General features: G+C 74.7%; 17 protein-coding genes. 9 read left to right on the top strand and 8 right to left on the bottom strand.

The features are described from left to right. Positions 1 to 47: 47 nt before the first annotated feature. Positions 48 to 1,427 carry an aminotransferase class I/II-fold pyridoxal phosphate-dependent enzyme gene (locus A6F73_RS37700; protein WP_063352970.1) on the bottom strand — a complete coding sequence of 460 codons (1,380 nt, stop codon included), beginning with the start codon at positions 1,425 to 1,427 and terminating at the stop codon, positions 48 to 50. A 258-nt stretch (positions 1,428 to 1,685) separates the two neighbouring features. On the opposite strand from A6F73_RS37700, the gene A6F73_RS37695 reads away from it, so the two are divergent. Next, a complete protein-coding gene (locus A6F73_RS37695) occupies positions 1,686 to 3,194 on the top strand; it encodes a multicopper oxidase domain-containing protein (RefSeq protein WP_063352969.1) in 1,509 nt (502 codons plus the stop codon). Positions 3,195 to 3,258: 64 nt separating this feature from the next. Here the strand turns inward: A6F73_RS37695 and A6F73_RS44310 are convergent, their stop codons facing one another. Both A6F73_RS44310 and A6F73_RS37685 read right to left on the bottom strand, forming a co-directional pair. Continuing rightward, positions 3,259 to 4,749 carry an FAD-binding protein gene (locus A6F73_RS44310; protein ID WP_063352968.1) on the bottom strand — a complete coding sequence of 497 codons (1,491 nt, stop codon included), beginning with the start codon at positions 4,747 to 4,749 and terminating at the stop codon, positions 3,259 to 3,261. 63 nt (positions 4,750 to 4,812) lie between these two features. After that, a complete protein-coding gene (locus A6F73_RS37685) occupies positions 4,813 to 5,193 on the bottom strand; it encodes a hypothetical protein (protein WP_063352967.1) in 381 nt (126 codons plus the stop codon). A gap of 279 nt (positions 5,194 to 5,472) precedes the next feature. Here A6F73_RS37685 and A6F73_RS37680 point away from each other — a divergent pair, with 279 nt between their 5' ends. Further along, on the top strand, positions 5,473 to 5,772 hold the full coding sequence (locus A6F73_RS37680) for a YciI family protein (RefSeq protein WP_063352966.1): 300 nt from the start codon (positions 5,473 to 5,475) through the stop codon (positions 5,770 to 5,772). 128 nt (positions 5,773 to 5,900) lie between these two features. Next, positions 5,901 to 7,541 carry a phosphoglucomutase (alpha-D-glucose-1,6-bisphosphate-dependent) gene (gene pgm / locus A6F73_RS37675; protein ID WP_063352965.1) on the top strand — a complete coding sequence of 547 codons (1,641 nt, stop codon included), beginning with the start codon at positions 5,901 to 5,903 and terminating at the stop codon, positions 7,539 to 7,541. A 163-nt stretch (positions 7,542 to 7,704) separates the two neighbouring features. Here the strand turns inward: pgm and A6F73_RS37670 are convergent, their stop codons facing one another. Beyond that, on the bottom strand, positions 7,705 to 8,181 hold the full coding sequence (locus tag A6F73_RS37670) for a MarR family winged helix-turn-helix transcriptional regulator (RefSeq protein ID WP_063353019.1): 477 nt from the start codon (positions 8,179 to 8,181) through the stop codon (positions 7,705 to 7,707). 119 nt (positions 8,182 to 8,300) lie between these two features. Between A6F73_RS37670 and A6F73_RS37665 the strand changes: the two genes are divergently transcribed. Next, positions 8,301 to 8,705 carry a nuclear transport factor 2 family protein gene (locus tag A6F73_RS37665; RefSeq protein ID WP_063352964.1) on the top strand — a complete coding sequence of 135 codons (405 nt, stop codon included), beginning with the start codon at positions 8,301 to 8,303 and terminating at the stop codon, positions 8,703 to 8,705. Between the two features lie 37 nt (positions 8,706 to 8,742). Here the strand turns inward: A6F73_RS37665 and A6F73_RS37660 are convergent, their stop codons facing one another. Next, complete coding sequence (locus A6F73_RS37660) at positions 8,743 to 9,942, bottom strand: MFS transporter (RefSeq protein WP_063352963.1); 1,200 nt, start codon at positions 9,940 to 9,942, stop codon at positions 8,743 to 8,745. A gap of 111 nt (positions 9,943 to 10,053) precedes the next feature. On the opposite strand from A6F73_RS37660, the gene A6F73_RS37655 reads away from it, so the two are divergent. After that, positions 10,054 to 10,389: a helix-turn-helix domain-containing protein gene (locus A6F73_RS37655; protein ID WP_063352962.1), complete on the top strand. Its 336-nt coding sequence runs from the start codon at positions 10,054 to 10,056 to the stop codon at positions 10,387 to 10,389. 136 nt (positions 10,390 to 10,525) lie between these two features. Then, entirely contained in the window at positions 10,526 to 11,239 is a 714-nt protein-coding gene (locus tag A6F73_RS37650; RefSeq protein WP_063352961.1) for an HAD family hydrolase, read from the top strand. A gap of 145 nt (positions 11,240 to 11,384) precedes the next feature. On the opposite strand, the gene A6F73_RS37645 is transcribed toward A6F73_RS37650, so the two are convergent. Both A6F73_RS37645 and A6F73_RS37640 read right to left on the bottom strand, forming a co-directional pair. After that, a complete protein-coding gene (locus A6F73_RS37645) occupies positions 11,385 to 11,807 on the bottom strand; it encodes a tautomerase family protein (protein WP_063352960.1) in 423 nt (140 codons plus the stop codon). 75 nt (positions 11,808 to 11,882) lie between these two features. Further along, complete coding sequence (locus A6F73_RS37640; RefSeq protein WP_063352959.1) at positions 11,883 to 12,584, bottom strand: SDR family oxidoreductase; 702 nt, start codon at positions 12,582 to 12,584, stop codon at positions 11,883 to 11,885. Positions 12,585 to 12,729: 145 nt separating this feature from the next. Here A6F73_RS37640 and A6F73_RS37635 point away from each other — a divergent pair, with 145 nt between their 5' ends. From A6F73_RS37635 to A6F73_RS37625, 3 genes are all read left to right on the top strand, one after another. Next, positions 12,730 to 13,356 carry a TetR/AcrR family transcriptional regulator gene (locus tag A6F73_RS37635; RefSeq protein WP_063352958.1) on the top strand — a complete coding sequence of 209 codons (627 nt, stop codon included), beginning with the start codon at positions 12,730 to 12,732 and terminating at the stop codon, positions 13,354 to 13,356. 192 nt (positions 13,357 to 13,548) lie between these two features. After that, a complete protein-coding gene (locus A6F73_RS37630) occupies positions 13,549 to 14,037 on the top strand; it encodes a hemerythrin domain-containing protein (RefSeq protein ID WP_063352957.1) in 489 nt (162 codons plus the stop codon). Positions 14,038 to 14,110: 73 nt separating this feature from the next. Then, positions 14,111 to 14,611 (top strand): hypothetical protein, encoded by a 501-nt coding sequence (locus tag A6F73_RS37625; RefSeq protein ID WP_063352956.1) that lies wholly within the window; start codon positions 14,111 to 14,113, stop codon positions 14,609 to 14,611. 53 nt (positions 14,612 to 14,664) lie between these two features. On the opposite strand, the gene A6F73_RS37620 is transcribed toward A6F73_RS37625, so the two are convergent. Continuing rightward, positions 14,665 to 14,856 (bottom strand): DUF397 domain-containing protein, encoded by a 192-nt coding sequence (locus A6F73_RS37620; RefSeq protein ID WP_063352955.1) that lies wholly within the window; start codon positions 14,854 to 14,856, stop codon positions 14,665 to 14,667. Positions 14,857 to 14,860: the final 4 nt, after the last annotated feature.

The following is a 14,860-nucleotide window of genomic DNA, read 5'->3' as shown; positions in this document are numbered from 1 at the left end:
GGGCGGTCGTACGGGGGGCGCACTCGTACAGCGGGGCGACGGGCGGGTCAGGGCCGGGCGGTGGCGAGCGAGGTCAGGCGCGCGTGCAGGGCGGGCAGGTGGTCCTCCGCCTCGGGCTTGATCAGGACGCTGCGCAGCACCGAGGCCCCCTCGGCGTCCGCCGCCGCTGCCGGGTGGCGGCGGGTGAAGTCGGCGGCGTCCACCCGCAGCAGGCTCAGGTAGAGCGGGTCCTGCTCGTCGGCCATGCCCTGGCGCAGCACGTGCCGGCTGGCGGCGTCGACGGCGGACATCGGCGTCCCGCCGGGGGTGGGGTGGTAGGTGACGATGTCCAGTTGCGGGCGCTGGTGGAGGGTCAGGTGCGGGCTGTCCTCGATCAGGTCCGCCCAGGCCAGGGCCGCGCGCCGCCCGCCGGCCAGGACGGCGCCCAGGCCCTGGGGGGTGAGCGGCAGCAGTTGCAGGGTCAGCCACAGGGCGGCGGCCGCGGCGCCGGCGCGCGAGCATTCCAGGCTGATCTCGCCCAGGTGCAGTTCGGCGTCGGTGAAGTAGGTGTAGGGGGAGTCGTGGGCGAAGTGGCGGCCGATGTCGGGGTCGGCGAACAGCACCGCGCCGCAGCCGTAGGGCTGCAGGCCGTGCTTGTGCGGGTCGACGGTGACGGAGTCGCAGCCGGCGATGGCCCGCCACGGCGCCGGGTCCAGGTGCAGGGCGGCGGCCTGGGTGTCGTCGGTGGCCAGCAGGGCGAAGAACCCGCCGTAGGCGGCGTCCACGTGCACTCGCACCCCGTGGCGGCGGGCCAGTGCCAGCACCTCGTGCACCGGGTCGACGGCGCCGAGCCCGGTGGTGCCGGCGGTGACGACCACCGTGCCGACGCGGCCGGTGGCGAGCAGGGCGGCCAGCGCGTCGACGTCCATGCGCCCGTCCGCGTCGGCGGCCACCGCGTGGCCCTCGACGCCCAGGACGTGGCACATGCGGCTGTGCGTGTAGTGGGACTGCGCGCTGTAGGCGACGCCGCGCCCTGGGTGGCTCTGGCGGGCCACGTACAGGGCTTCCAGGTTGGCGATGGTGCCGCTGCTGGTGAGGTGGCCGACGTGGCGGGGCAGGCCGAACATGGCGGCGAGCTGGGCGACGCACTCGCGTTCCATGTCGTTGGTGGCGGGCCCGCCCTCGTAGGCGTGGTTGTTGGGGTTGAAGCGCATCGCCGTCAGGTAGCCGACGACGGCGGCCGGGTGCGGCGGCTTGACCATCTGCCCGGCGTAACGGGGGTGGAAGAACGGATAGTTGTGCTCCAGGCGCTTGGCGAAGCGCTCGAACGCGGCGGCGAAGTCCGCGTCGTCCACCTGGTGCGAGGGGTGCGGGCTGTACGGCCCGAACCGCTCTCCCCACTGCTCGGCGACCTCGGCCGCCCTCGGCAGCCAGTACCGCAGGTCCACGCTCCGGCCCTTCCCTTCGAGGGATCCTCCAGTGTTCTGCGAGCCACGGTGGCCGCCCGCCGCAAGCGGCCCGCAACACCCGCAGCTCACCGCGCGCCCCGCCCGCAACCCGCCCCGCGCGCTCCACCGGGCCTCAGCCGGACCCCAACCGGGCGCAAGGATCCGCTGCTGCAATCACCCCCGGAACCCGCCCCCGCCCCACCCGCCGGGGCCGCACGGGCACACCGCCACACCGGGCCGGCAGCAGGAGGACGCGCGATGGTGACCAGACGCAGGATGATCGGCGCCGCCCTGGCGACCGGGGGAGGGGTCCTGCTCATGCGCACCACCCTGCGCCCGGCCGCCTCCGTGGAGACCGCCGCCGCCGCGGCCGCCCACACCCACCCGGGCGCCACCGCCCCCGCCGCCGAGGCCGACCCGGGCCCCGACGCCGGCCCCACCCTGGCACCGAAGTTCACCGCCGCGATGCCCCTGCCCCCGGTGCTCGCCCCCGTCTCCACCGACGGCGGCGCCGACACCTACGCCGTCACCATGCTCAAGGCCTACGCCCGCATCCTGCCCGGGCACCGCACCGACGTCCTCACCTACAACGGCGCCTTCCCCGGCCCTGTCATCCGCGCCCGCTCCGGACGCCCGGTCGTGGTGCGCCAGACCAACCTGCTGGACGACCCCGTCTCCGTCCACCTGCACGGCGCCCGCGTCCCCGTCGCCTCCGACGGCGGCCCCATGAACCTCCTGGACGCCGGCGCCACCCGCACCTACACCTACCCCAACGACCAGCCCCACGCGAGCCTGTGGTTCCACGACCACGCCCACCACCTGGAGTCCGAGCACGTCTACCGGGGCCTGGCCGGCACCTACCTGATCACCGACGCCACCGAAGCCGCCCTGCCGCTGCCCGCCGGCCGCTACGACCTGCCCATCGCCCTGCGCGACGCCCGATTCGACCCCCAGGGCCGCCTCGTCTACCGCATGGACGACCCCCTCAACCGCACCACCATCCTCGCCAACGGCCGCCCCTGGCCCAAGGTCGAGGTCGCCGCCCGCAAGTACCGGCTGCGCCTGCTCAACTCCTCCAACCTGCGCTTCTTCTCCCTGCGCCTGGCCGACGGCGGCCCCCTCACCCAGATCGGCTCCGACGGCGGCCTGCTGGAACGCCCCCACGTCACCGACACCGTCGACCTCTCCCCCGGGGAGCGCGCCGACGTCGTCGTCGACTTCTCCCGCTACCCGGTCGGCTCCAGCATCGTCCTCACCAACTCCATGCCCCCCGGCCCCGCCGAACACGTCGGCCAGGTCCTGCGCTTCGACATCACCCGCGCCGCCGACGACCCCAGCCGCGTCCCCGCCCAGCTGCGCACCCTGCCCGCCCTGGGCACGGCGGCCCGCGAGCGCACCGTCGTCCTGGAGTACCAGGAGAAGCCCGGCGCCGCCCCGCTGGGACTGATCGACGGCAAGGTGTACGACCCGGCGCGGGTGGACGCCTCGGTGGCGTTCGGCACCTCGGAGATCTGGACGGTCGTCAACGCCAACAAGGACGTCCCGCACAACTTCCACCTGCACCTGGTGCAGTTCCGGGTGCTGGCGCGCAACGGCGCCGCGCCCGGCCCGGCGGAGTCCGGCCTGAAGGACACCGTGCGCCTGCTGCCGGGGGAGAGCGTGCGCCTGCAGGCCCTCTTCGACTCCTACCGCGGCCGCTACCCCTACCACTGCCACCTGCTGGACCACTCCGCGATGGGCATGATGGCGCAGCTGGAGATCACCTGACCACCTTCTATCTGCCCCCCGCCGGGCCGCCCGCCCCCCCGCAGGCGGCCCGGGGGCCCGGCCGTCAGCCGGCGTGGATGCCCTGGCCCGGTGCCAGGATCCCCGCCGGATCCCACCGCCGCTTGGCCCGCTCCACCCGCTCCCACAGACCGCCGTAGTGGCGCCGCCAGTCCGCCCCCGTCATCCCCGGCACCGCCCCGATCAGGTAGCGCTTGCCGCCCAGCGCCACCGCCCGGTCGTACAGCCGCCGGTTGCGCTCCAGCATCGCCGCCGTGTCCGCCCCCGGCGCCGGGAACGCCAGCAGGTCGAAGTGCCAGCCCACCGGCTCCTGCGGCAGCACCGCCAGCGGCGCCCCCACCCGCGCCCGCGCGTACGGGTAGAACAGCAGCAGCCCCGCCCCCAGGTCCTCCGCCGTCAGCAGCGCGGTCGCCTCCCGCATGAACACCCCCACCGTCGAGGCGGGCAGGAACAGGCTCAGCCACGGCTTCGGCAGCCCCCAGAACCCGGCCGCCCGCAGGTACCCCGCGAACGCGTCCACCCGGAACGCGTACTCGCGCCAGCTCTGCTCCACCACCGTCGTCTCGCCCGCCACCCCGTGCAGCCCCGCCAGCAGCGCCTCCCGGTCCACCGCCCGCCCGGCGTCCCCGTAGGCCACCAGCTCCGCCGTGTAGCGCCACCGCTGCCCGTCCGCGCTGCGCACCACGTTGCCGACCTGGAGGTCGAAGCGGCCCTGGGCCAGCACCTTCTCCTGGTCCGCGCGGTAGAGGTCCGCGTCGTCGTAGGCCAGGGTGAACACGGTGGCGCGCTCGCGCGCCGGCACCAGGGCGAGCGTGGCCCGCACGATGATCCCCACCTGCCCGCCGCCGGCCAGCACCGCCTCGAACAGCTCCCGGTTGTGCTCGCGCGAGGCCGTCACCAGCTCGCCGGTGCCGGTCACCACGTCCAGCGACCGCACGGTGTCCGCCTGCAGCCCGTGGCGCTGCACCGCCCCGCCGATGCCGCCCACGCTCAGCGTCCCGCCCACCGACAGGTGCAGGTAGTCCGTCAGGCACGGCGGCATCCAGCCCGCCGCCAGCGCCGCGTCCGTCAGCTGCGCCCAGGTGGCGCCCGCCTCCACGACGGCGCGCCCGGGTTCGACGGAGAGGATCCGCGACAGCCCGCGCGCGTCGATCGCGATGCCGCCGCGGGGGTTGGCCTGGCCGTAGCTGGAGTGCGACTCCAGCCCGCTGTCGCCGGCCGCCGCCTGGTCGCCGCTCTGCCCGTTGACCGCCACCGGGATGCGGTGGCGGCGGGCGAAGGCCACCACCTTCTGGACGTCGCGCACCGAGGCGGGGCGCAGCACCGCGCGGGGCGAGGCGGTGACCAGGTGCCCGAAGTCGGAGGAGAACCGTTCCACGTCGGCGCCCCGCAGGGCCACCGTGCCGTCCAGGGCGGGCAGTTGATCCACGTTCTCGCCCGGCTCGGCGGCCCAGGCGCGGGCGGCGGTGTTCCAGCCGACGACGGCGGCGCCGGCGCCGGCGATCAGTGCGCGGCGGGACAGACCTGAACTGCTCATATCAGCGTTTCTCCGATCAGTCGTCAAATAGGGATTGTTGTACCGCAACCACCCCGCGACCACCTACCTCCCCGCACGCCCCTCCTGCTCCAGCCCCGCCAACGCGGCCGCGATGTACTCCGGCATCCGCATCTGGTAGGCCGGGGCGCCGGCGGGGATGTGCACGCAGGCGGCCCGCGCCTGCTCCAGCAACGCCCGCCGCGCCTGGGGCAGATGGGCCACCCGCGGCGAGTCGGCCGCCGTCCACAGCACGTAGGCGAGCTTGTAGGCGTACACGGGCGGGCTGACCGGGAACAGCGCCCGGTACACCCACAGCCCCTCCGGGGCGTCCAGGACCCACTCGTTGTGGCTCAGCAGCCGCACCCGCGCCTTGAGCACCAGGTCCCTGTGCGCCGTGTCCTTGTGCGCCGCGTCCTTGCGTGCCGCGTCCTCGTGCACCGTCATCCTCGCGTCCCCCTTCGTCCGTTCACCGCCCACCGCCTGCGGCGCCGTACGGCCCGTGCGCAGCACGGCGCGCGCCCCGGCCGCCCTGGGCAGGGGGCCGGCGCGTGGCCGAAGGAGTGGATGCGGACGAGTCTGCGGGCTGCGCCCGCCGCCCGGCAAGGTGTGATCCGGGTGCTCTGCGTCCTACCGAAACCCCCCGCTGAACTGGCACAATGGGGCTCGGTACACGCCGGGATCCCCGGCCGCGAGGCCCCTGCCGTGCGGGGCTAGCCTGGTCGCATGTTCGTACTTGAGCTGACGTACACCGCCCCGCTGGAGCGCATCGACGCCGCCCTGCCGCAGCACGTCGAGTGGCTGCGCGGGCACTACGAGGCCGGCACCTTCCTCGCCTCGGGCCGCAAGGTGCCGCGCGAGGGCGGGGTGATCATCGCGCTGGGCGAGGACCGCGCCGCGGTCGAGGAGCTGACCCGCACCGACCCCTTCGCCCGCGAGGGCCTGGTCGCCTACACGGTGACCGAGTTCCTCGCCACCACCACCGCCCCCGCCCTGGACGCCTACCGCCAGCAGCTGCCCGCCTGAACCCCGGCCCCTGAACCCCGGCCCCGCCGTGCCCCGCCCCGCCTCGCGGTTCGGGGCACGGTCGCGTTCTGGCTACGATCGGTGGCACGGGGCAAGGACGCGTACGGGAAGTTGGCGGGAGAAGACGGATGGCACACGCACGGGCCGGGCAGTTGGCACAGCCGGATGACCTGGTGGATGTGGCGCGGCTGGTGACGGCGTACTACGCGCTGAACCCGGACCCTCAGGAGGTCGGCCAGCGGGTGGCGTTCGGCACCTCGGGCCACCGCGGGTCCTCGCTGGACGCCGCGTTCAACGAGGACCACATCGCCGCGACCACGCAGGCGATCTGCGAGTACCGGGCCCAACAGGGCATCGCAGGACCGCTGTTCCTGGGCGCCGACACGCACGCGCTCTCGGAGCCGGCGAAGGTGACGGCGGTGGAGGTGCTGGCCGCCAACGGCGTGCAGGTACTGCTGGACGCGGCCGACGGCTACACCCCCACGCCCGCGGTCTCGCACGCGATCCTGGCCCACAACCGGCGCAGCCCCCGGGCGCTGGCGGACGGCATCGTGGTCACCCCCTCGCACAACCCGCCGCGCGACGGCGGCTTCAAGTACAACCCGCCCAGCGGCGGCCCGGCCGGCTCGCAGGCCACCGGCTGGATCCAGGACCGCGCCAACGAGTTGATCCGCGAGGGCCTGCGCGGCGTCAAGCGCGTCCCGTACGCGCGGGCGCTGGCGGCGGCGACCACCGGGCGCCACGACTACCTGGGCACCTACGTCGAGGACCTGCCCGCCGTCCTCGACCTGGACGCGGTGCGCGCGGCCGGGCTGCGCATCGGCGCGGACCCGCTGGGCGGGGCGTCGGTGGCGTACTGGGCGCGCATCGCCGAGACGCACCGCCTGGACCTGACGGTGGTCAACCCGGTCACCGACCCGACCTGGCGGTTCATGACGCTGGACTGGGACGGCAAGATCCGCATGGACTGCTCCTCGCCGTCCGCGATGGCCTCCCTGATCGGGCGCCGCGACGAGTACGCCATCGCCACCGGCAACGACGCGGACGCCGACCGGCACGGCATCGTCACCCCCGACGGCGGCCTGATGAACCCCAACCACTACCTGGCGGTGGCCGTCGACTACCTGTACCGCCACCGCGCGGACTGGCCCGCCGACGCCGCGGTCGGCAAGACGCTGGTGTCCTCCTCGATGCTGGACCGGGTCGCCGCCGACCTCAAGCGCGAACTGGTCGAGGTGCCGGTGGGCTTCAAGTGGTTCGTCGACGGGCTCGCGGAGGGCTCGATCGCCTTCGGCGGCGAGGAGTCGGCCGGCGCCTCGTTCCTGCGCCGCGACGGCGGGGTGTGGACCACCGACAAGGACGGCATCCTGCTGGCCCTGCTGGCCTCCGAGATCACCGCCGTCACCGGCGCCACCCCCAGCGCCTACTACCGGGAGCTGACCGAGCGCCACGGCGCCCCCGCCTACGCCCGCGTGGACGCCCCGGCCGACCGCGAGCAGAAGGCCCGCCTGGCCCGGCTCTCCCCGCAGCAGGTCACCGCGGGCGAACTGGCCGGCGAGGCGGTGACCGCGGTGCTGGCCGAGGCGCCCGGCAACGGCGCGCCGATCGGCGGCATCAAGGTGTGCACCGACAACGCCTGGTTCGCGGCCCGCCCCTCGGGCACCGAGGACGTCTACAAGATCTACGCCGAGTCCTTCCTCGGCACCGGCCACCTGGCCCGGGTGCAGGAGGAGGCCCGCGCCCTGGTCGGCGAGGTCCTCGGCGCCTGATCCCCGCGCCCGCGGGTGCCCCGGACCGGTTCCCCGGCCCGGGGCACCCGCGTTTTCCGGGCCCCTCGCCCTCACGGCGCTGTCCCGCGCGCCCCGCTGTCCCTTGACCTCGCCGCCCCTTGACCTCGCCGCCCCGCGCGCCCGTCGCCCGCGCGCCTCGTGCTCAGCCGAACGGGCCCTGCTCGGTGAAGCGCCGCAGCGACCGGGCGAACGCCTCGGCCTCCCCGGGCGGCCAGGAGGCGAGCGCCTCCTCGATGCCGCCGGCCAGGCGCCCGCGCATCACCGCCACGGTGCGCTCGCCCGCGCCGGTCAGGGTCAGCAGGGTGGCGCGCTGATCGTGCGGGTCGGCCTCGCGGCGCAGCAGCCCGGCCTCCTCCAGACGGGTGGCGCGGCGGCTGACCCCGGAGCGGTCCAGGCCGATCTCGGCGGCCAGGTCGGCGGCGCTGCGCGCCCCGGTGCGGGCCAGGCCGGAGAGCACGGGGTAGGTGACCTCGTCCACCGCCTCGCCCAGGCCCTCGGTCAGGCGCCGGTAGAGCGTGGCGCGGGCGGGGCGGCGCAGCAGGACGGCCAGGGCTTGGGCGACGGTGTCCCCGAGGCCGGGGGCGGCCTCCGGGTCGGTCTTGGTCTCGGGGTCGGGGATTTCGGGGGAGTGGTCCACCCCTCGATCATAGCGTGCGCGGCGCACGCGTTCCTGGGGTACGCTCACCCCATGAAGCGTGCGCCACGCACGCATTGCCGGATTCCGAGAAGGGAACCCCCATGCCCGCCACCGCCCCCCGCACCACCATCGCCGCCGCCCTCGACGACCTGCTCTTCACCCCCGGCCTCGACCTGGAGACCGCCGTCGAGCGCCACTTCACCCCCGACTACCGCCAGCGCACCGACGGCCGCTGGGACGACCGCGCCGCCTTCACCGACCACATCCGCCACCTGCGCGCCGTGGTCGCCTCCGGCCGCGTCCAGGTCCACGAGGAACTCCACGACGGCGACCGCACCGCCACCCGGCACACCGTCGACGTCCTCAAGACCGACGGCACCCGGGTCTCCATGGAGGTCTACCTCTTCGGCCGGTACGCCCCCTGCGGACGCCTGTGCCGCATCGAGGAGACCACCCTGCTGCTCGCCGGAGCCGAGGCCGACCGCAACCTCGGCTCCGCCCGCTGAGACCCCCGCCCGCTGAGGGCCCCCGCCTGTTCGAGGATCAGGACCGCGACGGTGCCGGCGCCGGCACCGTCGCCACCTCCGCCGCCGCCGGCGCACCCGCCCGCGCGTCCCGCGTGGTCGCCGCCGCCGTCACCGCCGCCACCAGCGCCAGCCCCGCCGCCGCGAACGGGAACCACCGCCCGCCCAGCACCGCGATCGCCGCACTGCCCGCCACGCCCCCGGCCGCCGTCCCCAGGTACAGCGCACTGCTGTTCAGCGAGATCAGCAGCGGCGCGTTCCCCGGATCGATCGACGCCAGCCGGTGCGGCAGCGCCACCGACACCGCCCACCCCGCCAGCGGCACCACCGCCGCGTACACCAGCGCCCCCGGCATGCTGCGCCCCAGCCAGGGCAGCGCGGCGAACGCGCCCGCCGCCACCGTCGAGCCGGTCAGCAGCACCCGCCGCACCCCGACCCGGTCCACCAGGCGCCCGCCCAGCCAGCTGCCCGCCACCGACATCACGCCCGCCGTCAGCAGTACCAGGCTCAGCCGGTCCGCGTCGCCCCCGGTCGCCCCCGAGACGGCGGTGGCCAGGTAGATGTAGACGCACTGGAAGGCCAGGAAGAACGCCAGCGTGGTGGCCGCCGCCCCCAGCACCCGCCGCTGCCCCAGCGGGGCCAGGCGCGCCCGCAGCCCCGGCGCCGCCACCGGCGCCGGCAGGTCGCGCAGCAGCAGCGCCAGCCCCGCCAGCGCCGCCACGCCCAGCGCGGTGACCAGCCACATCGTCATCCGCCAGTCGCCGCGCCCCACCCAGGTGCCCAGCGGCACGCCCAGCGCGGTGGCCGCCGTCATCCCGCCCAGCACGGTGGCCAGCGCCCGTCCGCGCCGCTCGGGGGCGACCAGGGTGGTGGCCACCGCGTTGGCGGTCGGCGTGTACAGCGCGGCCCCGGCGGCCGCCAGGACCCGGGTGGCCAGCAGCAGCCCGTAGTTCGGGGCGAGCGCGCTGAGTGCGTTGGCCGCGCTGAACACCGCGAGCGCGGTCAGTAGCAGCCGCCGGCGCGGCCAGCGGGCGGTGAGCGCGGCCAGCGCCGGGGCCAGCAGCGCGTAGCCGAGCGCGAAGACGGTGACCAGCTGGCCCGCGGCCGGCACGGACACTCCCAGGTCGGCGGCGATCGGGCCGAGGATGCCGGCGACGACCATCGAGTCGGTGCCCATGGCGAAGGTGCCGAGGGCGAGCAGGAGCAGGCGTACGGGCATGGAAAAGCCCCCCGATTGTTTGACGATAGGGCAACAGTTTGACGCTCGTCAAACACTAGGGATGGGTGGATGATTGTCAAACCATCGACGACCCGACGAGGATCACGCGCCATGACCGAAGACGAGCGGCTGCCCCAGCCCACCACCGCCGACATCGACCTCGTCACGGTCCTGCACGCCCTCGGCGACCCCGTCCGGATGACCCTGCTGCTCAGCTACGCCGACGGCGCCGAACACTCCTGCGCCCCCCGCGACCTGGGCCTGGAGCACCTCCACAAGTCGACCGTCTCCCACCACATGCGCGTCCTGCGCGAGGCCGGCGTCACCACCACCCGCGTCGCCGGGCGCAACCGCTTCGTCAGCCTGCGCCGCACCGACCTCGACGCCCGCTTCCCCGGCCTGCTCGACGCCCTCCTCACCGGTGCGCCTGCCGTCTCCGCCGGCTGAACCCACTGCCTGCAGGGCCCGACCCGCCGCCGTGGGCCCATGACCACCCCGCCCGCTGAACCCCGCCCCCCGGGCCCGCCCGCATGCGTGGGATGCTCACCCCGGCGGGAAACCGGACCGGGAATGGGGTGGCGGCGTGCCGATCAGGGGCGTGCTCTTCGACGTCGACGACACCCTGTTCGACTATTCCGGCTCGGAGGAGACCGGCATCCTCGCCCACCTGCGGGACCAGCGGCTGCTCGACCGCTTCCCGGATCCCGGGGCGGCCCTGGCGCTGTGGCGCACCGTCATGGAGGCCCAGTACGCACGCTTCCTCGCCGGCGAACTCACCTTCACCGGCCAGCAGTACGAACGCGTCCGGCGCTTCCTCGACCACCTCGGCCAGGACGCCGCCGACATGCCCGACCGCGAGGCCGCCGCCTGGTTCGCCGGCTACACGGCCCACCGCGATGCGGCCTGGGCGGCCTTCCCGGACGCCGGGCCCGCCCTCGCCAGGCTCGCACCCGGCTACCGCCTCGGGATCGTCTCCAACTCCAGCGCGGACCACCAGCGCCACAAGCTGCGGGCCGTCGGCCTGCTGCCCTACTTCGGTGACACCCTGGTCTGCTCCGACCAGTACGGCGAGGCCAAACCCGCACCCGGCATCTTCCTCGCCGGGTGCGCCGTCCTCGGGCTCGCGCCGGGGGAGGTCGCCTACGTCGGCGACAAGTACACCCTCGACGCCGTGGGGGCCCGCGACGCGGGACTGCGCGCGTACTGGCTCGACCGGGCCCGCTGCGCCGCCCCGGTCGCGGACGGCGTCCGCGTCCTGCACACTCTCGACGACCTACCTGCCGCCCTCGACGCCTGAACCTGCCTGGATCCGCCAGGACCCACCGCCCGCGGGGTGCCGGGTCGGTGGGTCCTGGAGTGGGAAGTCGGCCTGTCCGACTTCCCACGACGGCGCCGTGCCGAGGCTCCCGCCGGCGGGAGGCCGGCAGGAGATCAGTCGGGGATCAGTAGGGGATCGGGCGGTTCTCGCGGGCCCACAGCTGTTCGGCCTCGCTCTGGGGCGGGGGCGGGGAGATCCCGTCCATCATCCACAGGTCCCGGGGCGTCTCGTCGATGTGGAACTCGCAGTACAGGCCGCGCCCGGTGGTGTGGGGCGCGAGGAGGGCGGCGAGGGCCTCCCGGGTGCGCTTGCGCAGGTCGGGGTCCTCGGTGTGCCGGGCGATGTGCTCGACCACGATCCGCACCGCGTCGTGCGCGGGCTGGTCGCCCACGTGGAAGGAGTCGGCGCCGATCTCGTGGAAGAGCGTCATCACGTAGAACTTCGGCAGTCCGAAGCGGGTGTAGAACCCGGTGATGTCGGCGGCGAGCTGTTGCTTCTGCCCGGGGGTGTAGGTGCCGGGAGGGTGGTAGACGTGCCACAGCGGCATGGGTGTTCTCCTCGGTGTCGGCCGGCGGTGGCCGGCGGTGGCCGGCGGGTTTCGGCGGGTTCGGCGGGGTGCGGTTCAGCGGCGGATGGGGATGGTGAGGCCCTCCACCGGGCCGGGGAGCGCGGACTTGAGCGCCCGGGTGAGGTCGTCGACGAGGACTTCGCGATCGCCGCGCTCGACGCCGTCCAGGACGATGCGGGCCACCTCGGGGGCCGGGATCTTGTCGACGGGCAGGGCCGCCACCATCTCGGTGTCCGCGAAGCCCAAGTGCACGCCGACGACCTGGGTGTGCTGGGCGGCGAGCTCCAGGCGCAGGGAGTTGGTCAGGGACCACAGGGCGGCCTTGGAGGCGCCGTAGGCGCCGGCGCCCGCGCCCCAGGACAGCGCGGAGTGGATGTCGACCAGCGCCCCGCCGCCACGGGCCGCCAGCACCGGCGCGAAGGCCCGGGCGATGCGCAGCGGGCCCAGGACGTTGGTGTCGAAGGTCTCCTGGACCTGCCGCAGGTCGGCGGTGAGCAGCGCTCCCGGGTACAGGACGCCGGCGTTGTTGAAGACGACGTCGACGTCCTGGACGCGCTCGGCCAGGGCGGCCACCGAGGCGTCGTCGGTGACGTCCAGGGCGAGGACCTCCACCCGCGCGTCCTCGCTGGGCACGGGGGTGCGGGCGGTGGCGTAGACCTTCTTCGCGCCGCGCGCCAGCAGTTCCCCGACGAACGCCCGGCCGAGGCCGCGCAGGCCTCCGGTGACCAGGGCGGTGGAGCCGTCGATCACGGTCATGTGCGTGTTCCTCGCTCTCGGAAGGCGGTGCCCGCAGCCGGGGCACCGCAACGTTTAGATTATTACCATCATCTAAACTGGATGGGGAAGCCCGGATGGGAAAGTAGGACCACCACCACCGCAGGACGAGGAAAGGAACGCAGGCATGCCCCGCGTGTCACGGGCCGAGGCCGAACGCCACCGCCAGGAGGTGATCGACCACACCGCCAGACTGATCCGGGAGCAGGGCTCCGACCAGGTCAGCGTCCCCCAGGCGATGGCCGCCGCAGGCCTGACGCACGGCGGCTTCTACCGGCACTTCGCCTCCAAGGACGATCTCGTCGCCCAAGCCCTCACAGCCGCCTTCACCGAACGCCGCGAAGCCATGGACCGCCTCGCCGACGATCCGCCCGCCGACGACCCCGCCCCCGACGCGCCCGCTCCCCAACACCCAAGCCCCCGCGCCGAGTTCCTCGCCCGCTACCTCTCCACCCTCCACCGCGACAACCCCGGCCAGGGCTGCGCCGCCGCAGCCCTGGCCGCCGACGCGGCCCGCGCCGAACCCGGCTCCCCGCTGCGCACCGCCTTCACCGCCGGACTGCGCGACCTGGCCGACGGCTTCCAGCACCTGCCCGACGCCGCCGAACGCGAGAGCGCCCTCGCCGACCTGTCCACCATGGTCGGCGCGCTCCTCCTGGCCCGCGCCAGCGAGGACCCCGCCCTGTCCGACGAACTCCTCGCCGCCGCCCGCCACCGCCTGACCACCCCCACCGCCCCCGCCGGCCCCGCGTAGGGCCGGGGCCGTCGCGCCGCCCCCGGCCCGCCCGCCCGGCCCCGGCCCGCCCGCCCGGGCCCGGGGCCACCGGCCGCTGCCGCGGCGGCGCTTGCCCCGGCGCCGCGGCCCGTGATCGGATGGCGCCAGCATCGCGTGCCGGTGGCGGACAGCGTCAGGCATGGAGGTGTGGAACCGAAGGGGCCGCCTCCCGTGGCTTCCCATGACGGCGACCGCGTGGTCGCCCTGAGCCTTCAACTCTCCCGAGCACACCAGGAACTGCGCCGCCAGGTCGGCCGCATCAGAGCCGGGATCGGACAGCGCCGCCCGGACGACGACGCACTGCGCACCCACTGCCTGGCCTTCTGCGCCGCACTGACGGCACACCACCAGGGCGAGGACGAGGGCATGTTCGCCCAGCTGGTACGCGAACGCCCGCAGCTCGCCGGGACGGTCGCCAAACTCGTCGAGGACCACGAGATGATCGCCGCCATCCTCACCCGGGTGCGCGAACTCGCCGACCACGCCGCCGAATCGGCCGAACCGCCCGGCGAAGGACTGGAAGCGGTCGGGCGCGAACTCGACGGCCTCACGGCGATCATGGAATCCCACTTCGCCTACGAGGAACGGACGATCAGCGAGGCCCTCGACGGCGCGACGCCCGAGGGCAGTTGGCCCGACCGGGTGTTCCGGTTCGGCTGACGGGCGAGCCCCCGGCCGGCGGGGCAGCGGAATCCCGTTGCGAGGTGAGGGCCGTCGCTGTAGACATGCCGCGATGACGATTTTTCATTGCGCCGCCTGCGGCGAGGCCCTCACGGCCGACCTTGAGCCCCTCCCGGCGGTTCCGGCCCGGCACCTGTTCGAGGGCGAGCTCGTCAACGGCCGCCGACAGGCCCCGCCCACCATGCCCCGCGGCCACTACGCCGTCGATCCGCAGCCGTACGGACCGCCGTTCGTCCCGGCCGAGGACCAGGACGGCTGTCCCCCCGCCTACCCCGGCGGCCCGTGCATCAGCGACTTCGACGGAATGGTCGTCGTCTCGGCCGGGCCCCGGAACACCTTCGTCCTGCACCCCGACGACGGGACCGGCCTCACCGGGCACGTGACAACGAGCGGCCCACCCGGCTGCTGCGGAGCCCCCGGCGACGGCCCGCCCAACCGCGCCTGCCGCTGCGGCGCCGTGGTCGGAGGCGAGATGGCGGACTGCTACACCCCCTACGAACTCCACCTGCTGCCCGACGCCGTCCGCCCCGCTGCCCACACCCCCGACCGCTGACGCACGCGGTCACCCGGACCCGACAGCTCCTTCATCCCACCCAGGAGTTGCCACTACCGGTCGTCGAACTCGCCCGCGCGGACGGCGGCGACGAAGGCCCGCCAGGCAGGGGAGCGGAAGCGGAGGACGGGCCCGTCGGGGTCCTTGGAGTCCCGGACGGGCTGCACGCCGGTGAAGCCGTCGGCGACCTCGACGCAGCCGTTCTGCCCGCCGCTGTACGTGCTCTTGCGCCAGGTGATCGCCATCGCG

The sequence above is a fragment of the Streptomyces sp. MJM8645 genome (assembly GCF_001625365.1).
GTDB lineage: Bacteria > Actinomycetota > Actinomycetes > Streptomycetales > Streptomycetaceae > Kitasatospora.
The sequence above is the reverse complement of the archived record's forward strand: the minus strand, read 5'-3'. Positions and strand labels throughout refer to the sequence as shown.